This window comes from Achromobacter sp. 1L-A-4-B-C2, assembly GCF_057291955.1.
The window spans coordinates 436,384-459,258 of record NZ_JBXAWP010000006.1 but is presented as its reverse complement, the minus strand read 5'-3'; the positions used below and the strand labels follow the sequence as shown (position 1 = coordinate 459,258).

The following is a 22,875-nucleotide window of genomic DNA, read 5'->3' as shown; positions in this document are numbered from 1 at the left end:
GCGAAAATTCTCCTTTGTGTAGCGGATCAGGGCGTGCGATACGGCGGTGCGGGTGCAGGCCTGACCCGCCCCGCACAACGCCTGCGGCTCACCCGCCGAACCAGCGCGCGGGCACGATCACCAGCGCCGGGAAAACGACCATCAGGAACATGATGGCGAACTCGGCCACCATGAACGGCATGACCCCGCGTGTGACGTCGTCCATCTTCATCTTGCCCACGCCCGCCACCACGTTCAGCACGGTGCCCACGGGTGGCGTCACCAGGCCGATCGAGTTGTTGATGATGAACAGCACGCCGAAATACACCGGGTCGATGCCGGCCGCGCGCACCACCGGCATCAGCACGGGCGTCAGGATCAGGATGGTGGGCGTCATGTCCATGGCGGTGCCCACCACCATCACCAACACCATGATGGCCGCCATCAGCAGGATCTTGTTGCCGATGAATGGCTGAAGCATGTCCACGACTTTGGCGGGCAGGTCGGCCACGGTGATCAGCCACGCGCTGACCATGGCGGCGGCAATCAGGAACATGACGATGGCGCTTGTCTTGGCGGCCGACACGAACACCGCGTACAACTGATTCAGCTTCAGCTCGCGGTAGACCAGCGTCGATACCAGCAGTGCGTACGTGGCGGCCACCACGGCGGCCTCCGTCGGCGTGAAGACGCCCATGCGCAGGCCCACCAGGATGATGACCGGCAGCATCAGCGCCCACAGCGCATTGCGCGCCGCCGTGCCGATTTCCTTGGCGGATTTACGCGGCGGCGGCACCACTTTTTCACGGCGGACGAGCCAAGCCCAGGTCAGCCACAAGGCGCCACCGATCAGCAAGCCGGGAACGATTGCCGCCATGAACAGTTTCGAGATCGACACATTCGCGGCCACGCCAAAAATCACCAGCCCGATGCTGGGCGGGATCACCGGGCCGATCACGCCCGTGGCCGCGATCAAGCCGCCGGCCGTTGATTTCTTGTGGCCCGCGCTGACCATCATCGGCAGCAGCAACGCGGTCAACGCCGCCGCGTCCGCCACGGCGGAACCGGACAAGGCCGACAACAGGCAGCCCGCCATGATGGTGACGTAGCCGAGTCCGCCCTTGACGTGCCCGACCAGCGCCAGGGCCAGGTCCACGATGCGTTTTGACAAGCCGCCCACGTTCATGATTTCGCCGGCCAGCATGAAGAACGGCACCGCCAGCAGCGGAAAGCTGTCCGCGCCGCCGATCACGTTCTGCGCCAGGATCTGGGAATCAAAGATATCCAGATGCCACATCAGCGCCACGCCGCTGGCCAAGAGCGCAAAGGCAATGGGCACGCCCAACGCCATCACGCCCAGCAGCGACCCGATGAATACGAAGATGGTCATGCGCTTCTCCCCGGCGCGCCGTGGTTGGCGTCGTCCAGAATCTGCTTGAGCTGCACGGCTTCTTCGGATTCCTGGACCATGATCAGGTCCTGGTCGCGCAGCTTGCCGGCCAGCACGCGATAAAGATCCACCGCGATGATCAGCCCGGCCAAGGACGAGAACACCAGCCCCGCCACATACACGATCGCCATCGGCAAACCGCTGACCGGCGCGCTGACGTCCGCGTTGATCACGGCCTGTTCCCAGCTGCCCTTGAACATCAAGCCCACGATGTAGAGCATGATGATCTGGCCCACGACCAGGCATATTTTCTTGCCCGCCGTCGGCAGCTTGGCCACCACCATGTCCATGCCCAGGTGGCCGCGTTCCTTCAGCGCGATGACGGCGCCCAGGAACGTCAGCCAGATGAACATCCAGCGCGACAGTTCTTCCGACAAGGTGATGCCGGAATTGAAGCCGTAGCGCGCGACGACGTTGCCGAAAACCAGCACCACCATCGCCGCCAGCAGCAGCGCGATGGCCAGCTCCAGCACGCGGCACGCGACCGCGATGAACCCGTCTATGTAAACCATGAAGCCGCCCCCTTCAGCGTGCAAAGCGTGCGCGGTGTCATGCGCGCGCTTCTTGCAGGATGTCGACCAGCCCGCGCAGCGCCGTCAGATACGAATGCGGCCCCAGCCCTTGCACGGTGCCTCGCACCGCCGGCGAAATGATCGAATGCGCGCGCCACGTTTCGCGCGCGGCGATGTTGGACATATGCACCTCCAGCGTCGGAAACGGCATTGCCTTGATGGCGTCGTGCAGCGGCACGCCGTGCTGCGTCAGCCCGGCCGGATTGACCAGCGCGCCTTGCGCCGCGTCGATGTTCTGGTGCAGAAAGTCGATCAGCGCGCCTTCGTGGTTCGATTGCAGCGTGGCCAGTTCCACGCCCAATTCGTCCGCCAGCGTGGCCAGGCGCTGGTTGATTTCAGCCAAGGTCGTGGTGCCGTAGATGTGCGGCTCGCGGCGCCCGAACAGGTTCAGGTTCGGGCCGTGCAAAACAAGAATCTTCATGATGGATACGCCGGTGCGTTTACTTGCGGATGCGTGCGAGTTCGTCGTTGTAGAGCTTGACGATGGCGGGGTCGTAGCTGCCGGTGAAGTGTTCAATAACCGGCTTGACGACCTGCTGCATGCGGACTTTTTCCGCCGGTTCGATCGTGTTGTATTGGATGCCCTTGGCCTGCAATTCCGCCACGGCTTTTTGCGCGGCTTCGCGGCTGACCTTGCGCTGGTAGCCACGCGCCTCGTCGGCCGCCTCTTGCATCAGGCGCTGTTCGGTGGGCGACAGCTTGTCCCAGAATTTCTTGCTGACCAGCACGATGTTGGCGGCGTAAACGTGGTTGGTCGCGCTGACGTACTTCTGCACTTCGTAGAACTTGTTCGACAGAATCACCGAGTACGGATTTTCCTGGCCGTCCACCGCTTTGGATTCCAGCGCGCCGTACAGCTCGGCAAACGGCATGGGCACGGGGTTGGCCTTGAACGCCTTGAACGTGTCCAGGAATACCGGGTTGGGAATGACACGGATCTTCAGGCCAGCCAGGTCTTCGGGCTTGGTGATGGCGTGCTTGGAGTTGGTCACGTTGCGAAAGCCCAGGTCCCAGAAACCCAGCGCAACCAGGCCTTTTTCAGGCAGCTTGGCGATCAGCGCGCGGCCCAGCGGCCCGTCCAGCAGCGCGTCTGCCTGGCCAAAGTCGGTGACCGAGAAGGGCAGGTCGATCAAGCCGAATTCCTTGACGATGCCGGCCAGCGACGTGGACGCGGGCGCCGACATTTCCTGCACGCCGCCTTGCAGGCCGGACTGCTGCTGCATTTCATTGCCCAACTGCGATGCGGGGAATTCCTTCACCTTCATCTTGCCGTCGCTTTTGCTGGCAAGGATCTCGGCAAACTTCTGCACGCCCGCGCTGACGGGGTGGTCGGTGTTGTTCAGGTGGCCGAACCGGATGGTGCGTTCCTGGATGTCCTGCGCATGGGCCGTCATGGCGGTCGAGCACAGCAGGCCCATCAGGCCCAGGCAGAAAATGCGGGTCTTCATCGTTGTCTCCTTCCGTGATTTTTTTGGAATGTTTTCGATGTCTTGGAGGACTCGGTAGTGGAATGTAATTCCGAGTGGAATAGTTTTCCACCTAGGGTTATCATCCATCACCCCATTACTTGTTGAGATGACATGGCCGGAGTCCTCGAACGCGCGCTTGCCGTCATGGAGCACCTTTCCTCCCGACCCGAAGGCGTGCCGCTAGCCTCGCTGGCGCAGCAGCTTGAGATCCCCCAAAGCGCCGCCCATCGCTTGCTGACCGACCTGTGCCGTTGCGGCTACGTCAGGCAGATCCGCGACCACGGCGACTACGCGCTGACCGCCCGCGTGGCCTCCATTGGCCTGAGCTATCTGGCGGCTACCGGCATCGTCGATATCGCGCAGCCGCTGGTCGACCGGCTGGCCGATATCTCCGGCGAACTGGTGCGCCTGGCCATCGTCGATAACGAAAGGCTGACGTGGGTCGCCAAGGCGCAGGGCGCGCGTCACGGCTTGCGGTATGACCCGGAAATGGGATCGGACGCGCGGCTGTCGTGCAGCGCGTCCGGGCACGCGTGGATGTTGACGATGTCGGACGAGCGCGCGCTGGATCTGGTGTCGCGCCAAGGCTTCGGTTCGCCGGCGGAATATGGCCCCAACGCGCCCACCACGATTGCGGCGTTGACCAAGATGCTGCAAGCCGGCCGCAAGCGCGGCTACGCGATGATCAACGAAGTGTTCGCGCCCGGCATGACGGCCATGGCGGCGCCCGTGCAGCGCAAGGGCGAAGACGCCATCGGCGTACTCAGTATCGCGGGCCCCGCCATGCGCCTGACCGAAGCGCGCATGCTGGAACTGGGCCCTCAGTTGCTGGCGGCCACCGAAGAGTTGGCGCTGGCAAGCCTGGCGTCGCCGATGTTCCGAAAGCGCTTTCCCATGCAGGGCCGTAGTGACGGCGACGATACGGCGAAGTAGGCCGTGATCCGGCCACGGCGCGCTAGTCCTCCGCGGCCGGGCCATTGCCCCACGTGCCCACGCGCGCCGAGCGCAGCAGCGGCGACGCCTCTGCCGCCTGCGCCAGCTCGCTGGCCGCGCGCAGCAGCGCCGGCCCAAACTTTTCCATTGCCTTCAGCGTTAAGCGTTGCGACGGGCCGGCCACCACCAGGATGCCCGTGCTTGCGTGGCCGGGGCGGCGAATCGGTGCTGCCATCGCGCTCATGCCCGCCGCATAAACGTCTTGCAGCATGCTGTACCCGCGCCGCCGGTGGCCGTCCAGGCCGGCAAGCAACGCGCGGATCGACGTGGGCGCATTGGGCCCGAAATCGCGCGGCTTGCCCAGCCCTTGTTCGGTGACGTACGCAATCGCCTGGTCCTCCGGCAACGTCATCAGCCAGGCGTGGCCGGCCGCGCTGCAAGACAGGCGCAGGTCGATGCCCATGTCGGGGTCATACAGCAGCCCCGACTTTGCCCCTTGCGCCTTGGCCACCAGGGTCAGCCGCTTACCGTCGACGATGGCCAGCCGCACCAGTTCGCCGGTGGCCAGGGCAAAGCGGTCGATGACCGGTTGCGCAATGTCGACCACGCCCGAACGCCCCAGAAAGCTCAGACCCATCGACGCCAGCTTGGTCGTCAACGCATATTCGCCGCGCACCGGCGTCTGCCGCACGTAGCCGTACTTCATCAGCTCGTGCAGGGTGCGGTGGCAGCCGCTGCGCAACTGGTTCAGGTCGTCGGCCACCGTCGCCAGCGCGACGCCGTCGGGGTGCTTGGCCAGGTATTCAAGCAATGCCAATGTCTTTTCGATTGCCCCGCTCATTGCAACTCCTTGGGTTGGCCACCATGAAAAACCGAGCGCTGAATGCGGCCAAATTCAAATTTTGAATTCGGCCAAAATTTGAACGGCATTCAAAATTATGCCCTATGCTCGCAGCGAAATATTCCTTGCCGACACCAAACCAGAGGGGTTGTGATGCAGATTGGAAAGCCGTTATTTCGCCTTGCCGTAACCGCCGCCGCATCTCTTTCGGTTTGCCTGGCGCTAACCGCCACCGTGGCCGCGCAAGAGGTCAAGGCGCGTACCTTGAAGTTTGCATTCAGCTTGGCCGCGGATCATCCGCTGGGGCAGGGCGCGCAGAAGTTTGCCGACCTGGTCGCCGAGAAAAGCGGCGGCAAGATGAAGGTGTCGATCTATGCGAACGCCGTGCTGGGGGGCGACCCGCAAAACCTGTCGGCGGTGCGCGGCGGCACGTTGGACTTCACGTCGATGGCCACGGGGCTGCTGGCCGGCATCGACAAGCGCTTCATGGTGTTTGACCTGCCGTTTCTGTTCAACGATGCGCGCGAAGCGTATGCGGTGTCCGATGGCCCGGTGGGCAAGCGCCTGCTGGACGGCTTGGCCGACCACGGCTTGGTCGGCCTGGGAATCTGGGACCTGGGCTTTCGCAACATGACCAACAGCCGCCGCCCCATTACCGGCGTGCAGGATTTTCAGGGCCTGAAGATCCGGGTGATCGCCGCGCCGGTGTATATCGAGATGTTCAAAACCCTGGGCGCCAACCCCGTGCCGATGACGTTCGGCGAAGTCTATGGCGCGCTGGAGTCCAAGGCCATCGACGGGCAGGACAACCCCGTGGGCGTGATCCAGTCCGCGAAGTTCGCCGAGGTGCAAAAGTACCTGTCGCTGACACGGCACATCTATACCGGCATGCCGTTCCTGATGAGCAAGAAGACGTGGGACGGCATGTCGCCGGCCGAACGCCAGATCATCCTGGACGCGGCCAACGAAGCCAAGCAGCAAGAACGCAAGATCTCGCAGGCCAAGGAAGCCGTGGCCATCGACGACTTGCGCAAGCTGATGCAGGTCAACGAGCCGGCGCCGCAGGCGGTAGACGGCTTGCGCCAGGCCGTCAAACCGGTGGTCGACAAGTTCGCCGGCGAGATCGGCACGGACGTGATGCAGCAGGTGGCCACGGAATTGTCCGCGCTGCGGGCAAAGCGCTGATCATGGCGCTATTGGGCAGCGCCGCCATCGCCATGTGGTGGGATATTGCGCCGGCATGGCGCTCGGAATTCGAAGACTGGCATTCGCATGAACACTTCCCCGAGCGCATGGGCGTGCCGGGTTTCCGGCGCGGCTCGCGCTGGGTCAGCGCCCATGGCGGCGAAGGCTTTTTCGTCATGTACGAACTTGACGGCTACGACACGCTGAGTTCGCCCGCCTACCTGGGCAGGTTGAACCAGCCGACGCCCTGGTCCACCAAGCTGATGCCGCAACATCGCAACATGATCCGCAGCCAGTGCAGGGTGCTGGAAAGCGTCGGAGGGGGTTTGGCGCGGTACGCGCTGACCCTGCGTTTGTCACCGCGCGCAGGCGCGCAGGACGCATTGCGCGCGTATGTAAAAGCGCATGCTGCCGCCTGCTGCGTGCGCCCGGGCATTTCGGGTGCGCATCTGCTGATGACGCAGACCCCCGCGATTGCACAAACGACCGAGCAAGCCATACGCGGCGCCCGGGACGGCGTTGCCGATTGGATCTATATCGTCAACGGCTACGACATCAACGCGGTCACCGCCTGCGAAGGCGAGGTGCGCAATGCCGAGGAACTGGCGAGGCACGCCGACCCGGCCGCCGCGTGGTCGGATATTTATTGTTTGTCGCATACGCTGGAGGCCGTTGGGACCGGGCTATCAGGCCAAGGGGCGACACCAAACGCGTGAGGGGGATGCGCCGGACAGACGGTTTATCGGCCACGGGCAAATGCTAATCTCGTAGCCTGATCTATCGGCGCTACGGTGAAGCTCACGCTACGCGCTGCCGGCGCTCCCATTCTTTAAAGGCCCCCCATGCCCTCCATCGATCCGTCCCTTTCCTCTTTGACCCTGAATACCAGCGAAGACGGCCTGCGTTACCTGCAAGGCAATGTCGATACGCCAGACATAAACGGGGGCCAGGTCTATGTGTCCGTCCAGGTGCTGGCGGACTCTCGCGACAATGAGGCCGGGATGGCGGCGTTCACGCGGATCATGGCGGATCTGGGCGCGTGGATCGCCAAGGCGACGGCGTATCTGGAAGAGGTGTATCGCAGCGATCCCGAGGTGCTGGGCTGCGACGCGTCGTTCCAGCTTCCGGTGGGCGTGCCCCTGGTGGATGGCCCGGAAGTCATCTTCCATGGTGAGGAAGACTGGTCCATTCTGTTCGAGGAAGGGGTGTTTCCCATCTGCGAACCCTACGGCATCATGGTCAACTTCCAGGACGGCGAAGTGGCGGATTTCACCGACCTGTCGGGCGTCGAAGAAGAGTGACCGCCGGGCCGCGCTGCTACGACTTGGAACGATTTTTTGACGTTTCCCTTGCTATAAGTACAGCTGATGAAGCCATGGGCCAGGGAAAATGTTGATTCGATTGTTGAGCCGCCACAGCGTGGCGCTCTTGTTTGCCGCACTGATATCCGCCTGTTCGTCGACGCCGACCACACCGACGGGCTCCAGCGAAACCGCCAAGGTTGCCGCGTCCGAGCGGGTGGTCAGCGATAACTGCAAGATTCTGCGCAGCCGCTGCATCTTTGAAGGGTCTTACGATGCGGGCGAACGAAATTACGCCGAGCTGGAAGCCAAGCGCCTGAACAAGGCGGAATTGGATCGGCTGCGGCGCATGGCGCAGTAGCCTCTCGACGCCCGCAAGGAATTGCACGCGCGGCACGCAATTCCCGTTATTAATCGGCCTGGTTACAGACCGGCAATCAGGCCGGCAATTATTTGCGCTGGCATCCTGTTTATTGAGTAGCATCGGCACATCGCATTGCCGTGTATTCAACATCAGGAGAAGTTCGATGGCCCGCGCTACCGCTCATGCATTCGATTCTCCGCAGCGTTATTTATTCAGTGGCGGAGCCGGCCGCGCGCCGAACGGTGCCAATGGCGTCAAAGGCGGCAACGGCGGCAACGGCGTATTGAACCTCAAGCGGCCCTGCCAATGTGGCAGCGTGGCCTGTGGCTTGATTTACCAGCGGGTGATGGCGGATATGTCGCGTCGCAAGTTCCTCGGCGGCGCGGCGGCCATGATGCTTCCCTTTACGGGCGCGCGCGCGGCCAGCAACTGGCTGCGTCACCCCACGCCTTCCGATCGTCCCTTGCTGCTGACCAACCTGCGTTTGTTCGATGGCTCGGGCAAACCGGTACAAAACGGCGTGCAGGTATTGATTCAAGGCAACGTAATTGCCGCCTTGCCCGGCGCCGGGCAATCGGTTGACGGCGCACAGGTGATTGATTGCCAGGGCAAGCTCGTCATGCCGGGCTTGATCGACGTGCACTGGCATTCCATGTTGGCGGCGGTGGGCCAAACCGTCGCCATGACGGCTGACCTGGGGTATCTGTATATCGCGGCTGCCGAGGAGGCCGAGCGCACGTTGATGCGTGGGTTTACCTCGATTCGTGACGCGGGCGGGCCGGCGTTTGCATTAAAGCGCGCCATCGATGAAGGCATGGTTCCCGGTCCCCGCATTTATCCCAGCGGCGCCATGATTTCACAGACCTCGGGTCACGGGGATTTTCGCTTGCGCAGCGACTTGCCGCGCGCGGCCAATACCCCGTTGAGCTTTGTGGAAAGCGCCGGCGTGGCGATGATTGCCGACGGCACCGCCGAAGTATTGCGGCGTGTGCGAGAGCAGCTGATGTTGGGCGCGTCGCAAATCAAAGTCATGGCGGGCGGCGGCGTGTCGTCGCTTTACGATCCCTTGGACAGCACGCAGTTTTCTGAAGTGGAATTGCAGGCTGCCGTTGACGCGGCGGCCGACTGGAATACCTATGTGATGGCCCACGTCTACACGCCCAAGGGTATCCAGCGCACGATCAAGGCCGGCGTCAAATGCATCGAACACGGGCAATTGGCCGACGAGGAAAGCGTGCGCATGATGCGTGAAGAGGGCGTCTGGTGGAGTCTGCAACCGTTCTTGATGGACGAGGACGCCAACACGTATCCCGATGCCGCGCGTCAGGAATCACAGCGGCGCGTGTCGGAAGGCACGGTGCGCGCCTATGAACTGGCGCAAAAATACGGCATCAAGACGGGCTGGGGCACCGACATTCTGTTCAATGCCAAGAACACGCCCAGCCAAGGACGCCAGTTGGCCAAGCTGGTGCGGTTCTATGACCCCCTGACCTTGCTGGCGCAGGCAACCGGGGTCAACGGCGATTTGTTGGCCTTGTCGGGCGAACGCAACCCGTACCCCAAGCCGCTGGGCCGTATCGCGCCGGGCGCCCTGGCCGATATTCTGGTGGCCGACGGCGACCCGTCTCGCAATCTGGATTTTCTGGGTGATCCCGAGACCCATCTGCGCCTCATCATGAAAGACGGCAAGGTTTACAAAAATACCTTGAGCGCGGCCCCAGCCGGTCAATAGTCTTATTAACGCGCATTATCTGGCCGGATTATCTCGCTGGCGGATTATTACAGAATAATCCGCAATAAAGTTAACGCGTTAGATACTTTCTGTCTGGTTTGATTGCCTTTCCTAAACATCGGGGACGCATCCCTCACTACACTTCGCGGTCCGTGTAGAAATGCGAATCCGGGATGTTCAATAGGGCGGTGATAGTGCATGTGGCTGTGTTACTTGTGCTCTGGCCATCACAAAAAATAAGGCAGGAGATAATCTGTGCGCAATACCCCTTTGGTACCCGAATAATCGTGCTGATCCAGAAAGATATTTATATGAAATGGAACGCGCCGGTGCCGGGTAGCTGTACATCAGAGTCCGAATACGGCGCCGTGCGGATCAAGGCGGTGACCGGCGTCCGTGGCTGAAAAAGTCGCCGTCTACGGCGGCGGCGCGCGGCGATCAAGCTCGTGAACGATTCGCTCTTTCAATGCCAGCAAGTCCGCCGCGTGCAACCTTTCCACGGACGCGGCCGTGTCGTCCGTCATCAAGCTCAGGTTCAACGCCAGCGTCTGGCCACCGGGCGCATGTAGCGGGGTAGACATGGCGACAACGCCGGGCTGCCATGACGCCACGCAATAATCCGCAGCCACCACTTTTGCGATGGCCCGATCAATTTCCGCGCCGATCGGTTTCCACGACGCGCTGCGATACCCCGCCATTATTTTCTTGAGCAGCGCCTGGCGCGCCGCCGTCGGCCGCGTGGCCAGATACGCGCGACCTAAAGACGTGAGTTCGATCGGTACCCGTTGGCCCGCCACGATAGTGCGAAGCGAGGCCCGGCGGTTATAGCGGATGGATTCCAGATAAACCATTTCAGTGCGGTCCGCACTGGCGAGGCCGATATTGACGTGCAGTTTGTTGGATACGTCGCGCATGAACGGCGTGGCGGCGTTCAATACCGGCGACGCAGCGCGCATGGCGTGGCCCAGGCTTAACACCGGCGCGGCCAGCCGGTAGGCACGCGCGCCGCGCTCGTATTCCAGAAAGCCGCTGGTCACCAGCGTCTGAGTCAGCCGGCTGACCGTGGCGGCGGAAAGGCCGGTGCGCTCGGCAAGCTCGCCATTGCCAAGCAGGTCGGTGCCGGGCTTGAACGCGCGCAGGATTTCCAGGCCACGGGCCAGGGACCGGTTCTGGCTGACGCCATCGAAACGTTGCAGCGCGGGGGCCGCATCATCGGGTGTCAAAGTCGCCCTCATCCTTGAAGCCATCATCGTTAAAGCCCACCGGCCCAATTCCACCAGGTGGAATTGGGCCGGTGTTTTTGCCCACTGTAGCGCCTACCGTGTCGATATCGCCAGCGAAAAAAACATCGGATCGCGCTGGCCTATCGACCAAGACGGAGCAACTAGATGGCAGACTACGAATTCATCAAACTGCACGCGGACGGCGGCGTGGCGACGCTAACGCTGAACCGGCCCGAGAAGCGCAACGCCATCAGCGACGCCATGCGTGCCGAACTGATCCATGCGCTGGAGGCCGTGGCCGCTGACCGGGGCACCAAGGCGCTGGTACTGACAGGGGAAGGCAAGGGCTTCTGCGCGGGCGGCGACATCTCTGGCATGCAGCGGCGCATGGACGCGCCCTCGGGCGAAGTCGCCTTCAACGGCTGGTCACGGCAGCAGCGTGTGCACCATGCGGTCAGCCTGCTGTTTCGCATGCCCAAGCCCACCATCGCCGCCGTCAACGGCGCGGCCGCCGGCCTGGGGGCGGACACGGCGCTTAGCTGCGATTTCATCGTGGCGTCGGACAGCGCGTCGTTCACCTGGAGCTACATCGCGCGGGGATTGATTCCGGATGGTGGCGGCATGTTTTTCCTGCCCCGCCGCGTGGGGCTGGCACGCGCCAAGGACCTGATCTATTCCGGCCGCAAGGTCTTGGCGGAAGAAGCCCTGGCCCTGGGCATCGCCGACCGGCTCGCCCCGGCTGGCGACGAAGTGTGCGCGGCGCAGGCCTGGGCCGCCGAACTGGCCAAGGGCTCGGCCACGGCCTTGGCGCTTAGCAAATCGATACTTGACCAGAGTTCCGAGCTGACCGCCGACCAGGTCTTCGCCATGGGCAGCCAGGCGCAGGGCATCTGCTACACCAGCAGCGAACACCGCGAATCCGTTGCGGCCTTCCTGGCCAAAATGGCCCAGGCCAAGATGGCCCCGGCCAAGGCCGCTTCGGGCGGTCGCGACGGAGACGCGCAATGAGCGGCATACAGAAATTGCTGCGACCGCGCAGCGTTGCGGTCGTAGGGGCGTCCGCGGACCCGGCCAAGACGTCGGGCCGGCCGGTGGCCTATCTGCAAAAGCATGGCTTTGATGGGCGCATTTATCCCGTCAATCCCAAAGCGTCCGAGATTGGCGGGCTGCGTTGCTACCCCGATATTCGCTCCTTGCCGGAAGCGCCGGACGTGGCCATCGTGTTGCTGAGCGCGCAGCGCACGCAGCAGGCGATTGCCGAACTGGCGGCCATGGGCACGGGCGCGGCCATCGTGCTGGCCAGCGGCTACTCGGAAACCGGGGACGTGGGCGCACGCCGTCAGCGCGAGCTGTGCGAGGCGGCGGGCAGCATGCGCATCCTGGGTCCAAACACCATCGGCCTGGTCAACCTGACCGACCGCATCACCCTATCCGCCAGCGGCGCGCTGGAAGTCGATGAGCTGACCAGTGGCGCGGTCGGGCTGGTGTCGCAAAGCGGCGGCATTCTGGGCGCGTTGCTGTCACGCGCGGCGGCGCGCGGCATCGGGTTTTCCAAGCTGATCTCCACCAGCAATGAGGTCGATCTGGACCTGGCGGATTTTGTGGATGCGTTGGTGGACGACCCGGCCACGCGCGTCATCGCCCTGTATGTGGAAAGCATCCGCAACCCCAGGACGTTCCGCGCGGCGGCGCGCAAGGCGGCGGCGGCCGGCAAGCCCATCGTGGCGTTCAAGGTCGGCCGTTCGGCATCCGGCGCGCAGGCAGCGGCCTCGCATACGGGCGCCTTGGCCGGCGCCGACGCCATGTACGACGCGCTGTTCGACGAGACGGGCATCATTCGCGCGCAAACGTTTGCCGACCTGCTGGATATACCCGCCGCGCTTGCCGGCGATCGCAAGCTGGGCGGCAATCGCGTGGCGGTGCTGACGTCAACCGGCGGGGCGGGCACGCTGGTGGCCGACAGTCTGGGCGTGGCAGGCTTTGAGCTTCCCGCGCCCGATGCCGCCACGGGCGCCGCCTTGCGCGCGCTGCAAACCGGCGACCACGCAGCGCTGGATCGCAACCCGATCGACGTGACGCTGGCCGGCTTGCAGCCAGACCTGCTGCGCAACGCCATCCGCATCGTGCTGGAAAGCGATCAGTACGATGCGTTGGTCGTTATCGCGGGATCTTCCGCCGTGGCGCAGCCCGAGCTGATGGCCGGTGCGCTGCGCGATTCGCTGACGCCTGACGGCAAACCGGTACTGGCATATATCAGTCCGCACGCCCCGCGCGCCGCGGAAGTCCTGAGCCGCTACGGCGTGCCGGCCTTTGCCGCGCCCGAAAGCGTCGGCGCGGCGTTGTCCGCCATGCGGCGGGTGCAGGGTGGCAAGCTGAGCGGCGTGCGCGCGGTGCGCCCGGTGCGCGACGGCACGCCGGCGCACGCGGCTTCGCCCGCAACCGTCGAACTGCACAAGGCGCTGGACGAAGCACAGGCCAAGGCGCTGTTCGCGCAGTTCGGAATCCCGGGCGTGCGGGAAATCATCGTCAATGCCGACGCCGACGCCGACGCCGAAGCCGAAGCCGACGCCGAAGCCGAAGCCACCCGCGCCGCCCGCGCATTGGGCCCGCGCGTGGTGCTCAAGCTGCTGTCGCGCGACATCACCCACAAGAGCGACGTGGGCGGCGTAGCCGTCAATGTCGCGCCGGAAGACATCGCGCAGCGCTTGCGACAGATGCGCATCGACGTGCGCCAGCACACCGGCAAGCCGCCCCAGGCCTACCTGGTGCAAGAGATGGTCACCGGCGCGGCCGAGGTCATCGTCGGCCTGCATCACGACCCGCTAGGCACGGCGATATTGCTGGGCATGGGCGGCGTGGTGGCCGAGCTGGTGCGCGACACCACCTTGCTGCTATTGCCGGACGACGGCGCGGCCTTGACGGCGCAAGATGTCGAGGCGGCCCTGCGCCGCTTGAAAACATGGCCCTTGCTGGACGGCTATCGCGGCCGACCGACCTGCGACGTGCCCGCGCTGGTGCAGGCGGTGTTGGCGTTTGCGCGCATGGCAAGCACCTTGCAAGACCAGTTGCTGGAAGCCGAGATCAACCCGCTGTTCGTCAAGCCGACAGGGAAGGGCGTCTGCGCGGCCGATGGCGTCGTGGTGATGAAGGGCTAGGCGGGCAGCCCCGCCGTCCCTTCCCCCCACGCAACTTTTTTGCCGACGCGCCGCACAGGATCCGCACAAGACCGGCGCAAAAAAATATCAGGAGACAACGATGAAGACCTACCCATTTGTGTTGCGGCCCATCAAGGCAGTCGCCGCCGCGATGTTGACGATATGCGCCGTGGCCGCGCCGCAAGCGCACGCCGCATTTCCCGACCGGCCGCTGCGTATCGTGGTGCCGTTCACGCCCGGCGGCGGCACGGATATCATTGCGCGCCAGCTGGCCAAGGGCCTGACCGACGAACTTGGCCAATCCGTCATCGTCGAGAACCGGCCGGGCGGCAGCACCATCATCGGCACCGAGAACGTGGCCAAGAGTCCGCCCGACGGCTACACGCTGCTGATGGCGACGTTCGCGCACGCGGTCAACCCGGCCATTCACAAGAAGCTGCCCTACGACACCGACAAGGCGTTTGCGCCCGTTGCGCTGATCGGCAAGTCGCCCAATGTGCTGGTGGTGTCACCCAAGTCCAAATTCAAGAGCGTGCAGGAGATCCTGGCGTACGCGCGCGCCCATCCCGGCAAGCTGACGTTCGGTTCCTACGGCAATGGCACGTCGGCGCATCTGGCCGGCGAGCTCTTCAAAAGCCTGGGCAAGGTCGACGTCCTGCATGTGCCGTATAAGGGCGCGGGCCCCGGCATCAATGACTTGATGGGGGGGCAGATCGACATGATCTTCTCTACGTCGGCCAGCGTCAGCGGCCACGTCAAGACCGGGCAGTTGCGCGCGCTGGCCGTCACGACCCAAGACCGTTCACCGTCGTACCCCGGCGTGCCCGCCGTGGCCGAAGCAGGGGTGCCGGGCTACTACGTGGACAGCTGGTACGGCGTGTTCGTCCCGCAAGGCACGCCCGCCGCCGTCATTGACCGGCTGAACGCCGCCATCAAGAACGTGTCGGGCAAGGCGGATTTTCAGGCGGCGCTGGAATTGGAGGGGCTGGTGGCCAATGTCGGCACGCCCGCCGCGCTGGGGGACTACGTGAAGCAGGAAGAGGCGCGCTGGAGCAAGATCGTTAGCGAGGCAGGCATTACCGACGCCCCCTGAGCAGGTGGCGCGCCCGGGCGCAAGGTTCAACACCGGCAGCGGTGCAAACGTCGGCCTGTGGCGCGGGCAAGCGCGGGCAAACGTTTGGCAAACGTGGGCACGCAGTGGGCGCGGGAAGGGGCGAGAAGTGGCGAGAAGGGGCGAGAAGGGGCGAGAAGGGGGGTAAGGGGCGGGAAGGCGCGCGATGAAAGACATCGCCACGATCCGGCAGGGTCAATGACCGGCGCGCAGATCTTGCGGCGTGTCGACATCGGCGTGCACGCCGGGATCGTCCAACGCCAACTCGTGCACGGGATGGCGCAGCAGCAAGCGGCGCGCGCCCACGTCGCCCGATAGCGCGGCAAGCTCAGGCCAGAGATCGCGCGCGAAGGCGACGGGGTGGCCGCGCTTGCCTTGCCACGTGGGCGTCACGATGCGATGGTGCGGGGCTGCGGCGGCCACTTGCTGGCAGGTGTCGGCGCGCAACCACGGCATGTCCGCCAAGGCGACCAGGCACGACGATGCGGCGGGCAAGCCCTGCGTCTTAGCGTGAACGTCTCGCCCTTCGGGTGGAAAATCTTCGCCCCGGCCAATGCCCGGGCCGAGCAAGTGGCGGGCGGCGGTCGCCAGGCTATCGCCCATGCCGTCCGCGTTCGCGCCCACCATGACCAGCTCGCATCCTTCCGCTTGCAGCAGTGCGCCTAGCGCCGCTTGGTCGGGTCGAAGCACCGCAATGGTGCGTGATGTGGCGCTGCCCAGCGCGCGGGCGGACGCCACCGCCACCGGCGTGCCATCTTCCAGCCGCGCCATCAACTTGTCTTGACCGGGGGCGTCCGCGGCGTAGCGCCGCCCATGGCCCGCCGCCAGCAAGATGCCGACGCACGCGGCCGAGGGCAAAGCGCGCAACGCGGAAGAGGGGGACGCGGAAGGCGCTGACAAGGAAGGCGCTGACAAGGAAGGCGCTGACAAGGAAGGCGCTGACAGGGAAGAGGCTGACAAAGCAGAGGCTGACGAAAACGGTGGCGACTTAGGCATGGCGCTTGCTGGGCGATCACGGTTGACAGTGGGCAACTGGGGGGGGGAGACGTGGCGTCTTGGACAACCCGCGCCACTCCTGACATTCCCCCGTTGATTCGTGAATTTCACTCAACGGTGTATGCGGATTTTGCCTCTTTTCTTGCCGGGCGGGCCACTGGTAGAGTGAGTCCGATATTTCCAAAGGCACCAACATGGAAAGTCTTGATCTACAAGTGTTGGCCGCTATCCAGGACTGGCGGCGCCAGGGCCACGCGTTTGTCCTGGCGACGGTAGCCGCAACCTGGGGCGCCTCGCCACGGCCTCGCGGATCGTGGCTGGCGGTGCGCGACGATGGGCGCATTGCCGGGTCGGTATCCGGTGGCTGTATCGAAGATGACCTCATCGACAAGATGCGGCGCGGTGATCTCTGGCGCGCCGGCCCCTATGCGCTGACCTACGGCGCCACCCGCGACGAAGCGTTGAACTTTGGCCTGCCCTGCGGCGGCATCCTGGAACTGCTGATCGAACCCAAACCGGATGCGGCGCAGCTGCATAGCCTTGCCGACCGACTGCGCCAGGGCGAAGTCGTCAAAAGAACGTTGAGCCTGGCCGATGGCACCGCGCAACTGACGCCGGCGCAGCCGGGCGACCGGTTCGACTGGAACGGCAAAGTGTTGACCACGCTGCACGGCCCGCAATGGCGCTTGCTGCTGGTGGGCGCCGGCGACATCGCGCGCTACGTGGCGCCGATGGCGGTAGCCCTGGGATTCGACGTCACCGTGTGCGACCCGCGCGAAGAATACGCCGCATCGTGGGACGTGCCGGGTACACGACTCGTCACGACGATGCCAGACGACACGGTGATGGCCCTTGCGCCCGACGTGCGCACGGCGATCATCGTGCTGGCGCATGACCCGAAGCTGGACGACATGGCCTTGCTGGAAGCGCTGCCGTCGCCGGCGTTCTTTGTAGGCGCGCTGGGCTCGCGCCGCACCAACGAAGCGCGACGCGCGCGTCTGCGTGAACATTTCGGTTTTACAGAAGAGCAGGTTGCGCGCCTGCGTGGCCCGGTGGGCCTGCCCATCGGCAGCCGCACCCCACCCGAGATCGCAGTGTCGATCCTGGCGGAGCTGACGCAGCAACGTATTGAACATACGACACAGGCCGCCGCGCATTCCCGGCGGGAGTGGGAATGCGGGTTGCTGCATGCCGGACCGCAATCCGGACCGCAACCCGACCCGCAACCCGACCCGCAACCCGACCCGCAACCCGACCCGCAGCGCGCCGCCATCCGCGTCGCCGACTAAACGAAAGGGGCAGACTTGGAAAACTCATCAGCAATCAAGATCACCCGGCGCAACCTGCTGAAGGCGGGCGCCGTTTCCGCAACCGCCATGGCTGCCTCATCGTCGGTGTCGTTGGCCCAGCAGGCCGCGCAGACCGGCGTGCAGCCAATGTCCGCCACCGTGACGCTGCGGGTGAATGGCTCGTCACGCGAAGTGTCGCTGGACATGCGTACCAGCCTGTTGGACGCGCTGCGCGAGCACTTGCATCTGACCGGCACCAAGAAGGGTTGCGACCACGGCCAGTGCGGCGCCTGTACGGTGGTGCTGGACGGCCGCCGCGTCAATTCCTGTCTGACACTTGCCGTGATGCACGACGGCGCCGAGATCACCACCATTGAAGGGCTGGGCTCGCCCACGGCGCTGCATCCGCTACAGGCCGCCTTCGTCAAGCACGACGGTTATCAGTGCGGCTACTGCACGCCGGGCCAGATCTGTTCGGCGGTAGCCATGCTGGAAGAATTGTCGCAAGGCGTGCCCAGCCACGTCAGCGAGAGCCTGACCGAGCGCCCGCTGCTTAGCGTGGACGAAATCCGCGAACGCATGAGCGGCAACATCTGCCGCTGCGGCGCGTATTCAAACATCATTGAAGCCATCACCGAGGTGGCGGGGAGCAAAGCATGAGGCCGTTTACCTACGAACGCGCGCGCACCCCCGCCGACGCCGCCGCCAGCGCCGCCCAGGCACGCGGCGCCCGCTTCATTGCGGGCGGCACCAATCTGCTGGACCTGATGAAGCTGGAAGTGGAAACGCCCACGCACCTGATCGACGTGAACGGGCTGGCGTTGGACCAGATCACGCCGACGCCCGACGGTGGGCTGCGCATCGGCAGCCTGGTGCGCAACACCGATCTGGCCGCCGACGAGCGCGTGCGGCGCGATTACGCCGTGCTGTCGCGCGCCATTCTGGCCGGCGCGTCGGGGCAGATACGCAACCGCGCGACCACGGCGGGCAACCTGCTGCAACGTACGCGCTGTCCGTATTTCTACGACACCAACATGCCGTGCAACAAGCGCGCGCCGGGCACGGGCTGTTCGGCCATCGGCGGCGTGACGCGTCAATTAGCCGTGATAGGCACCAGTGACGCCTGTATCGCCACGCACCCCAGCGACATGGCGGTGGCCATGCGCGTGCTGGACGCGCAGGTGGAAGCGGTGCGTCCGGACGGCGCCACGCGCGTGATTCCGATCGCGGACTTCTACCGCCTGCCCGGCGATACGCCGCACATTGAAACCACGCTGGAAGCCGGCGAGCTGATCACGGCGGTGGCCCTGCCCAAGCCGGCAGGTGGCACGCACGTGTACCGCAAGGTGCGCGACCGCGCCTCTTACGCGTTTGCGCTGGTGTCCGTGGCCGCCGTGGTGCAGCCCGACGGCAGCGGCCGCGTGGCGTTGGGCGGGGTGGCGCCGCAACCGTGGCGCCTGGACGCCGCCGACGCCGCGTTGCCGCAAGGCGCGCGGGCGGTCACCGACCGCCTGCTGGCCGACGCCCGGCCCACCGGCGACAACGCATTCAAGCTGACACTGGCCGCAAGAACCCTGAGTGCAGTGCTGGCGCAAGCGAGGGCCTGACGCGATGAAATTCGATACTCCCGCTACCCAAAATCCCATCGACCAGCTAAAGGTCGTGGGCCATGGCGTCGACCGCATCGACGGCCCGTTGAAAACCACCGGCAGGGCGCCCTACGCGTACGAGCGGCATGACGTGGCGCCCGATGCCGCCGTGGGCTATGTACTAGGTTCTGCCATCGCAAAGGGCCGCATCACATCGATGGACATCGAGGCCGCGCGCCGCGCGCCTGGCGTGCTGGCGGTGGTGACCGCGCAAAACGCCGGCAAGCTGGGCAAGGGCAAGATGAACACCGCCACGCTGCTGGGCGGCCCCGCCATCGAGCACTATCACCAGGCCATCGCCCTGGTGGTGGCCGAAAACCTGGAACAGGCGCGCGCCGCCAGCCGGCTCATCCGCGTGCAGTACGAACGCACGCAAGGCGCGTTCGATCTGGCCGCCGAGAAGGCGTCAACGGACAAGGCCGGCAAGAACGATCCGCAAGAGGACCGCGTGGGTGAATTCGAAAGCGCCTATGCGCAGGCGCCGGTGAAGATCGACCACACCTACACCACGCCCGACCAGTCGCACGCGATGATGGAGCCGCATGCGTCCGTTGCCAAATGGGAAGGCGATGCGCTGACGGTGTGGACGTCGAACCAGATGGTGGACTGGGGGCGTGGCGACCTGGCGCGCACGCTGGGTGTGCCGCGCGAAAAGGTGCGCTTGATCTCGCCCTATGTGGGCGGCGGTTTTGGCGGCAAGCTGTTTGTGCGCGCGGATGCCTTGATGGCGGCGCTGGGCGCGCGGGCGGCGGGCCGACCGGTCAAGGTGGCGCTGCAACGCCCGTTGATAGCGAACAACACCACGCATCGGCCCGCAACGATTCAGCGTGTGCGCATCGGCACGACGCCAGACGGCAAGATCACCGCCATCGGCCACGAAAGCTGGTCGGGCGACTTGCCCGGCGGCCAGCCCGAGCTGGCCGTGCAGCAAACGCGGTTGTTGTATGCCGGCGCCAACCGGCTGACCGCGCTGAACCTGATGCAGCTGGACCTGCCCGAAGGCAACGCCATGCGCGCGCCCGGCGAGGCGCCGGGCATGATGGTGCTGGAAATTGCCGTGGACGAAATGGCGGAAGCGGCCGGGCTGGACCCGGTGGAATTTCGGGTGCGCAACGACACGCAGGTGGACCCGGCCAAGCCGGAGCGGCCGTTCTCGCAGCGCCGCTTCATTGAATGCCTGCGCCTGGGCGCGGACCATTTTGGATGGGCCAATCGCAGCGCCAAGCCCGGTACTCGCCGCGAAGGGCGCTGGCTGGTGGGCATGGGCGTGGCGTCGGCGTTTCGCAATAACCTGGTGACCACCTCGGCGGCGCGCGTGCGCCTGGACGCCGCGGGCCAGGTCATCGTTGAAACCGATATGACGGACATCGGCACCGGCAGCTACACGATCATCGCGCAGACGGCCGCCGAAATGTTGGGCGTGCCGCTGGCCAAGGTCGTCGTGCGGTTGGGCGATTCCGACTTCCCGGTGTCGGCCGGCTCGGGCGGGCAGTGGGGCGCCAATAGCTCGACGGCGGGCGTGTACGCGGCGTGCGATAAGCTGCGCACCCAGATTCTGCAACGCCTGGGCTTCGCCACGGACGGCGCGGTGTTCGCGGACGGCTCGGTCACCGATGCAAATGGCCGAACGGCAACGCTGCGCGATGCGGCGGCGGGCGGCGACCTGGTCGCGGAAGACACGATGGAATTCGGTGACCTGGACAAGAAGTTCCAGCAGTCCACCTTCGGCGCGCATTTTGTCGAAGTGGCGGTGGACGCGGCCACCGGCGAGACGCGCATCCGGCGCATGCTGGCCGTGTGCGCCGCCGGGCGCATCCTGAACCCCAAGACGGCGCGCAGCCAGGTGATCGGCGCCATGACGATGGGCGTGGGCGCGGCCTTGATGGAAGAGCTGGCGGTGGACGACCGGGTCGGCTTCTTCGTGAACCACGACCTGGCCGGCTACGAGGTGCCGGTGCACGCCGACATCCCAAGTCAGGAGGTCATCTTCCTGGATGAAACCGACCCGATTTCCTCGCCCATGAAAGCCAAGGGCGTGGGCGAGCTGGGCCTGTGCGGCGTGGGCGCGGCGATTGCCAACGCGATCTACAACGCCACCGGTGTCCGGGTGCGAGACTACCCGATCACGTTGGACAAGCTGCTGCCGGGCTTGCCGGAGCTGAGCTGACCAGGACCGTGATTCCCAGCCGCGTCACCCCCTGCTGCCAGAGGCCGGCAGCGCGCCAAGGTGCCGGCTGGCCGACGCGCGTGTCAGCCCTGCGTCTTCAATGACCCCAACGACCTGATCTCGTCATACAGCGCGCGGCCGACCCATACGCCTTCCTGTTCGCTCTTGGCGCGCGCCTTGAAGCGGCGTTCGGAAGGCAGGCGTGCGCCCTGGCCGCTGATGGCGTCCAGCATGGCCTCGGCGGCGTCGGCGTTGGCCGGCGCCAGGCCACGGCCCAGGATGTTCGGGTCCAGCGCAATTACCAATTCCCCGTGCAGGGGCGTGCCGCCCTTGCCGGCATCGTGCGCTTGCGACTGCATGCTGGTCCAGTCGCCGATGAGCGGTCCGGCCAGCAGCTCGATCATCGTGGATAGTGCCGACCCCTTGTAGGTACCGAACGGCAGCATCGCGCCCGCCAGTCCCGCAGCGGCGTCGGTGGTGGGCCGTCCTTGCGCATCAATCGCCCAGCCTTCTGGAATGGCGCGCCCGGTGCGGCGGTGTAATTCGATTTCGCCGCGCGCGACCATGCTGGTGGCAAAGTCAAACACATACGGGTAGGGGCCAGGGCGCGGCCAGGCGAACGCCAAGGGGTTGGTGCCGAACACCGGACGCGTACCGCCCGCCGGCGCCACCCAGCTATGGCTGGGCGTCATCGCCAAGCCCGCAAGGCCATGCTGCGCAATGGCTTCGACTTCGGGCCACAGCGCGGAAAAGTGGAAGCAATTGTTGATGGCCAGCACGGCCACGCCGTTGCGCTTGGCCTTGTCCACCAGATGCGGCAAGCCTTCTTGAAATGCCAACAAGGAATACGCGCGCTGCGCATCGACCTGCACCACGGCTGCGGTGGGGTGCGTGACGATGGGCAGGGCTTCAGGGTCAACCAGCCCGGACTGCAAGGTACGCACGCAAGCGAGCAGGCGGTACATGCCATGAGACTGGCAGTCATCGCGCTGACCCGCCGTGATCGTTTGCGCGATGGCCTTGGCGTGCGCCGTCGAAAAGCCGTTGCGGCTCAACACATCAAGCGATAACTCATAGACCTCGGTGATCGAGAGATTGACCATGTCGGTGTTCACATTACCTCCGGGTTTGCATTGCATGGCCCCGGCCGGCAGCGCGGGCGGGGTCGAATCAAAGCGGCGCGGGGCAGTCTGCGCTTGGCCAGTGTAGCGAGGTTGATGGCCAGCCTGATTGCGACCCGAACATGTCGCGCTTGAACAAGCCGTGGAAGCGCCTGTGGCAGTGCATCAATTCAAGCGCGGGACCGCTTTGGCAAAGGGATGGAAGCTGCTTTGCAATGCAGCAATACAAATGGCGTTCGACATTCAGCCAAAGGGCTGTTTTTCTGATTTATCAGAGCGCCAATTAAGCATCTTCCTAGTTAAATCCGCGCGCCTAAATCGTATCGTTCATGGACTCG

At 64.9% G+C, this 22,875-nt stretch carries 21 protein-coding genes; 13 read left to right on the top strand and 8 right to left on the bottom strand.

All coding sequences use genetic code 11. The annotated features are described in order from the left end of the window. Positions 1-88: 88 nt before the first annotated feature. From AC0Z35_RS27210 to AC0Z35_RS27195, 4 genes are read right to left on the bottom strand one after another with little or no spacing between them, the layout of a single operon-like run. The gene (locus tag AC0Z35_RS27210; protein WP_104144064.1) at positions 89-1,369 is read right to left on the bottom strand and encodes a TRAP transporter large permease; all 1,281 of its coding nucleotides are present in this window, start codon (positions 1,367-1,369) and stop codon (positions 89-91) included. Continuing rightward, a complete protein-coding gene (locus AC0Z35_RS27205; RefSeq protein ID WP_485133122.1) occupies positions 1,366-1,941 on the bottom strand; it encodes a TRAP transporter small permease in 576 nt (191 codons plus the stop codon). The genes AC0Z35_RS27210 and AC0Z35_RS27205 overlap by 4 nt, the downstream gene beginning before the upstream one ends. Before the next feature lie 37 nt (positions 1,942-1,978). Next, a complete protein-coding gene (locus tag AC0Z35_RS27200) occupies positions 1,979-2,422 on the bottom strand; it encodes a type II 3-dehydroquinate dehydratase (protein WP_104144063.1) in 444 nt (147 codons plus the stop codon). A gap of 19 nt (positions 2,423-2,441) precedes the next feature. Next, positions 2,442-3,449, bottom strand: a complete 1,008-nt coding sequence (locus AC0Z35_RS27195) for a TRAP transporter substrate-binding protein (protein WP_485133123.1) — start codon at positions 3,447-3,449, stop codon at positions 2,442-2,444. A 132-nt stretch (positions 3,450-3,581) separates the two neighbouring features. Between AC0Z35_RS27195 and AC0Z35_RS27190 the strand changes: the two genes are divergently transcribed. Further along, positions 3,582-4,403: an IclR family transcriptional regulator gene (locus tag AC0Z35_RS27190; protein WP_120156462.1), complete on the top strand. Its 822-nt coding sequence runs from the start codon at positions 3,582-3,584 to the stop codon at positions 4,401-4,403. A 22-nt stretch (positions 4,404-4,425) separates the two neighbouring features. On the opposite strand, the gene AC0Z35_RS27185 is transcribed toward AC0Z35_RS27190, so the two are convergent. After that, on the bottom strand, positions 4,426-5,244 hold the full coding sequence (locus tag AC0Z35_RS27185) for an IclR family transcriptional regulator (RefSeq protein ID WP_046804885.1): 819 nt from the start codon (positions 5,242-5,244) through the stop codon (positions 4,426-4,428). A 153-nt stretch (positions 5,245-5,397) separates the two neighbouring features. Here AC0Z35_RS27185 and AC0Z35_RS27180 point away from each other — a divergent pair, with 153 nt between their 5' ends. The 5 genes from AC0Z35_RS27180 (at position 5,398) to AC0Z35_RS27160 (ending at position 9,826) form a co-directional block, all read left to right on the top strand. Then, on the top strand, positions 5,398-6,429 hold the full coding sequence (locus AC0Z35_RS27180; protein WP_219990660.1) for a TRAP transporter substrate-binding protein: 1,032 nt from the start codon (positions 5,398-5,400) through the stop codon (positions 6,427-6,429). A 2-nt stretch (positions 6,430-6,431) separates the two neighbouring features. After that, positions 6,432-7,145 carry a hypothetical protein gene (locus tag AC0Z35_RS27175; RefSeq protein WP_485133124.1) on the top strand — a complete coding sequence of 238 codons (714 nt, stop codon included), beginning with the start codon at positions 6,432-6,434 and terminating at the stop codon, positions 7,143-7,145. 126 nt (positions 7,146-7,271) lie between these two features. Further along, positions 7,272-7,730: a hypothetical protein gene (locus AC0Z35_RS27170; protein WP_485133125.1), complete on the top strand. Its 459-nt coding sequence runs from the start codon at positions 7,272-7,274 to the stop codon at positions 7,728-7,730. 88 nt (positions 7,731-7,818) lie between these two features. Further along, entirely contained in the window at positions 7,819-8,091 is a 273-nt protein-coding gene (locus AC0Z35_RS27165; RefSeq protein ID WP_046804889.1) for a hypothetical protein, read from the top strand. Positions 8,092-8,449: 358 nt separating this feature from the next. Further along, positions 8,450-9,826 (top strand): metal-dependent hydrolase family protein, encoded by a 1,377-nt coding sequence (locus tag AC0Z35_RS27160; RefSeq protein WP_485133289.1) that lies wholly within the window; start codon positions 8,450-8,452, stop codon positions 9,824-9,826. 416 nt (positions 9,827-10,242) lie between these two features. Here AC0Z35_RS27160 and AC0Z35_RS27155 read toward each other — a convergent pair whose 3' ends face one another. Then, positions 10,243-11,049: an IclR family transcriptional regulator gene (locus tag AC0Z35_RS27155; RefSeq protein ID WP_485133126.1), complete on the bottom strand. Its 807-nt coding sequence runs from the start codon at positions 11,047-11,049 to the stop codon at positions 10,243-10,245. 165 nt (positions 11,050-11,214) lie between these two features. Between AC0Z35_RS27155 and AC0Z35_RS27150 the strand changes: the two genes are divergently transcribed. From AC0Z35_RS27150 to AC0Z35_RS27140, 3 genes are all read left to right on the top strand, one after another. Beyond that, positions 11,215-12,057, top strand: coding sequence for an enoyl-CoA hydratase/isomerase family protein (locus AC0Z35_RS27150; RefSeq protein WP_485133127.1), 843 nt, complete (start codon positions 11,215-11,217; stop codon positions 12,055-12,057). Further along, on the top strand, positions 12,054-14,204 hold the full coding sequence (locus tag AC0Z35_RS27145; protein ID WP_485133128.1) for an acetate--CoA ligase family protein: 2,151 nt from the start codon (positions 12,054-12,056) through the stop codon (positions 14,202-14,204). The genes AC0Z35_RS27150 and AC0Z35_RS27145 overlap by 4 nt, the downstream gene beginning before the upstream one ends. Before the next feature lie 100 nt (positions 14,205-14,304). Continuing rightward, positions 14,305-15,297, top strand: coding sequence for a tripartite tricarboxylate transporter substrate binding protein (locus tag AC0Z35_RS27140; RefSeq protein ID WP_485133129.1), 993 nt, complete (start codon positions 14,305-14,307; stop codon positions 15,295-15,297). Between the two features lie 213 nt (positions 15,298-15,510). On the opposite strand, the gene AC0Z35_RS27135 is transcribed toward AC0Z35_RS27140, so the two are convergent. After that, on the bottom strand, positions 15,511-16,215 hold the full coding sequence (locus AC0Z35_RS27135; RefSeq protein ID WP_485133130.1) for a nucleotidyltransferase family protein: 705 nt from the start codon (positions 16,213-16,215) through the stop codon (positions 15,511-15,513). Positions 16,216-16,505: 290 nt separating this feature from the next. On the opposite strand from AC0Z35_RS27135, the gene AC0Z35_RS27130 reads away from it, so the two are divergent. From AC0Z35_RS27130 to paoC, 4 genes are read left to right on the top strand one after another with little or no spacing between them, the layout of a single operon-like run. Then, on the top strand, positions 16,506-17,600 hold the full coding sequence (locus AC0Z35_RS27130) for an XdhC family protein (protein ID WP_485133131.1): 1,095 nt from the start codon (positions 16,506-16,508) through the stop codon (positions 17,598-17,600). Positions 17,601-17,615: 15 nt separating this feature from the next. Continuing rightward, entirely contained in the window at positions 17,616-18,260 is a 645-nt protein-coding gene (paoA, locus tag AC0Z35_RS27125) for an aldehyde dehydrogenase iron-sulfur subunit PaoA (RefSeq protein WP_046806014.1), read from the top strand. Next, positions 18,257-19,207, top strand: a complete 951-nt coding sequence (locus AC0Z35_RS27120; RefSeq protein WP_485133132.1) for an FAD binding domain-containing protein — start codon at positions 18,257-18,259, stop codon at positions 19,205-19,207. The genes paoA and AC0Z35_RS27120 overlap by 4 nt, the downstream gene beginning before the upstream one ends. Positions 19,208-19,211: 4 nt before the next feature. Then, positions 19,212-21,416, top strand: a complete 2,205-nt coding sequence (gene paoC, locus AC0Z35_RS27115) for an aldehyde oxidoreductase molybdenum-binding subunit PaoC (protein WP_046806012.1) — start codon at positions 19,212-19,214, stop codon at positions 21,414-21,416. Between the two features lie 83 nt (positions 21,417-21,499). Here the strand turns inward: paoC and AC0Z35_RS27110 are convergent, their stop codons facing one another. Continuing rightward, positions 21,500-22,555 carry an Ldh family oxidoreductase gene (locus AC0Z35_RS27110; RefSeq protein WP_120156451.1) on the bottom strand — a complete coding sequence of 352 codons (1,056 nt, stop codon included), beginning with the start codon at positions 22,553-22,555 and terminating at the stop codon, positions 21,500-21,502. Positions 22,556-22,875 lie beyond the last annotated feature (320 nt).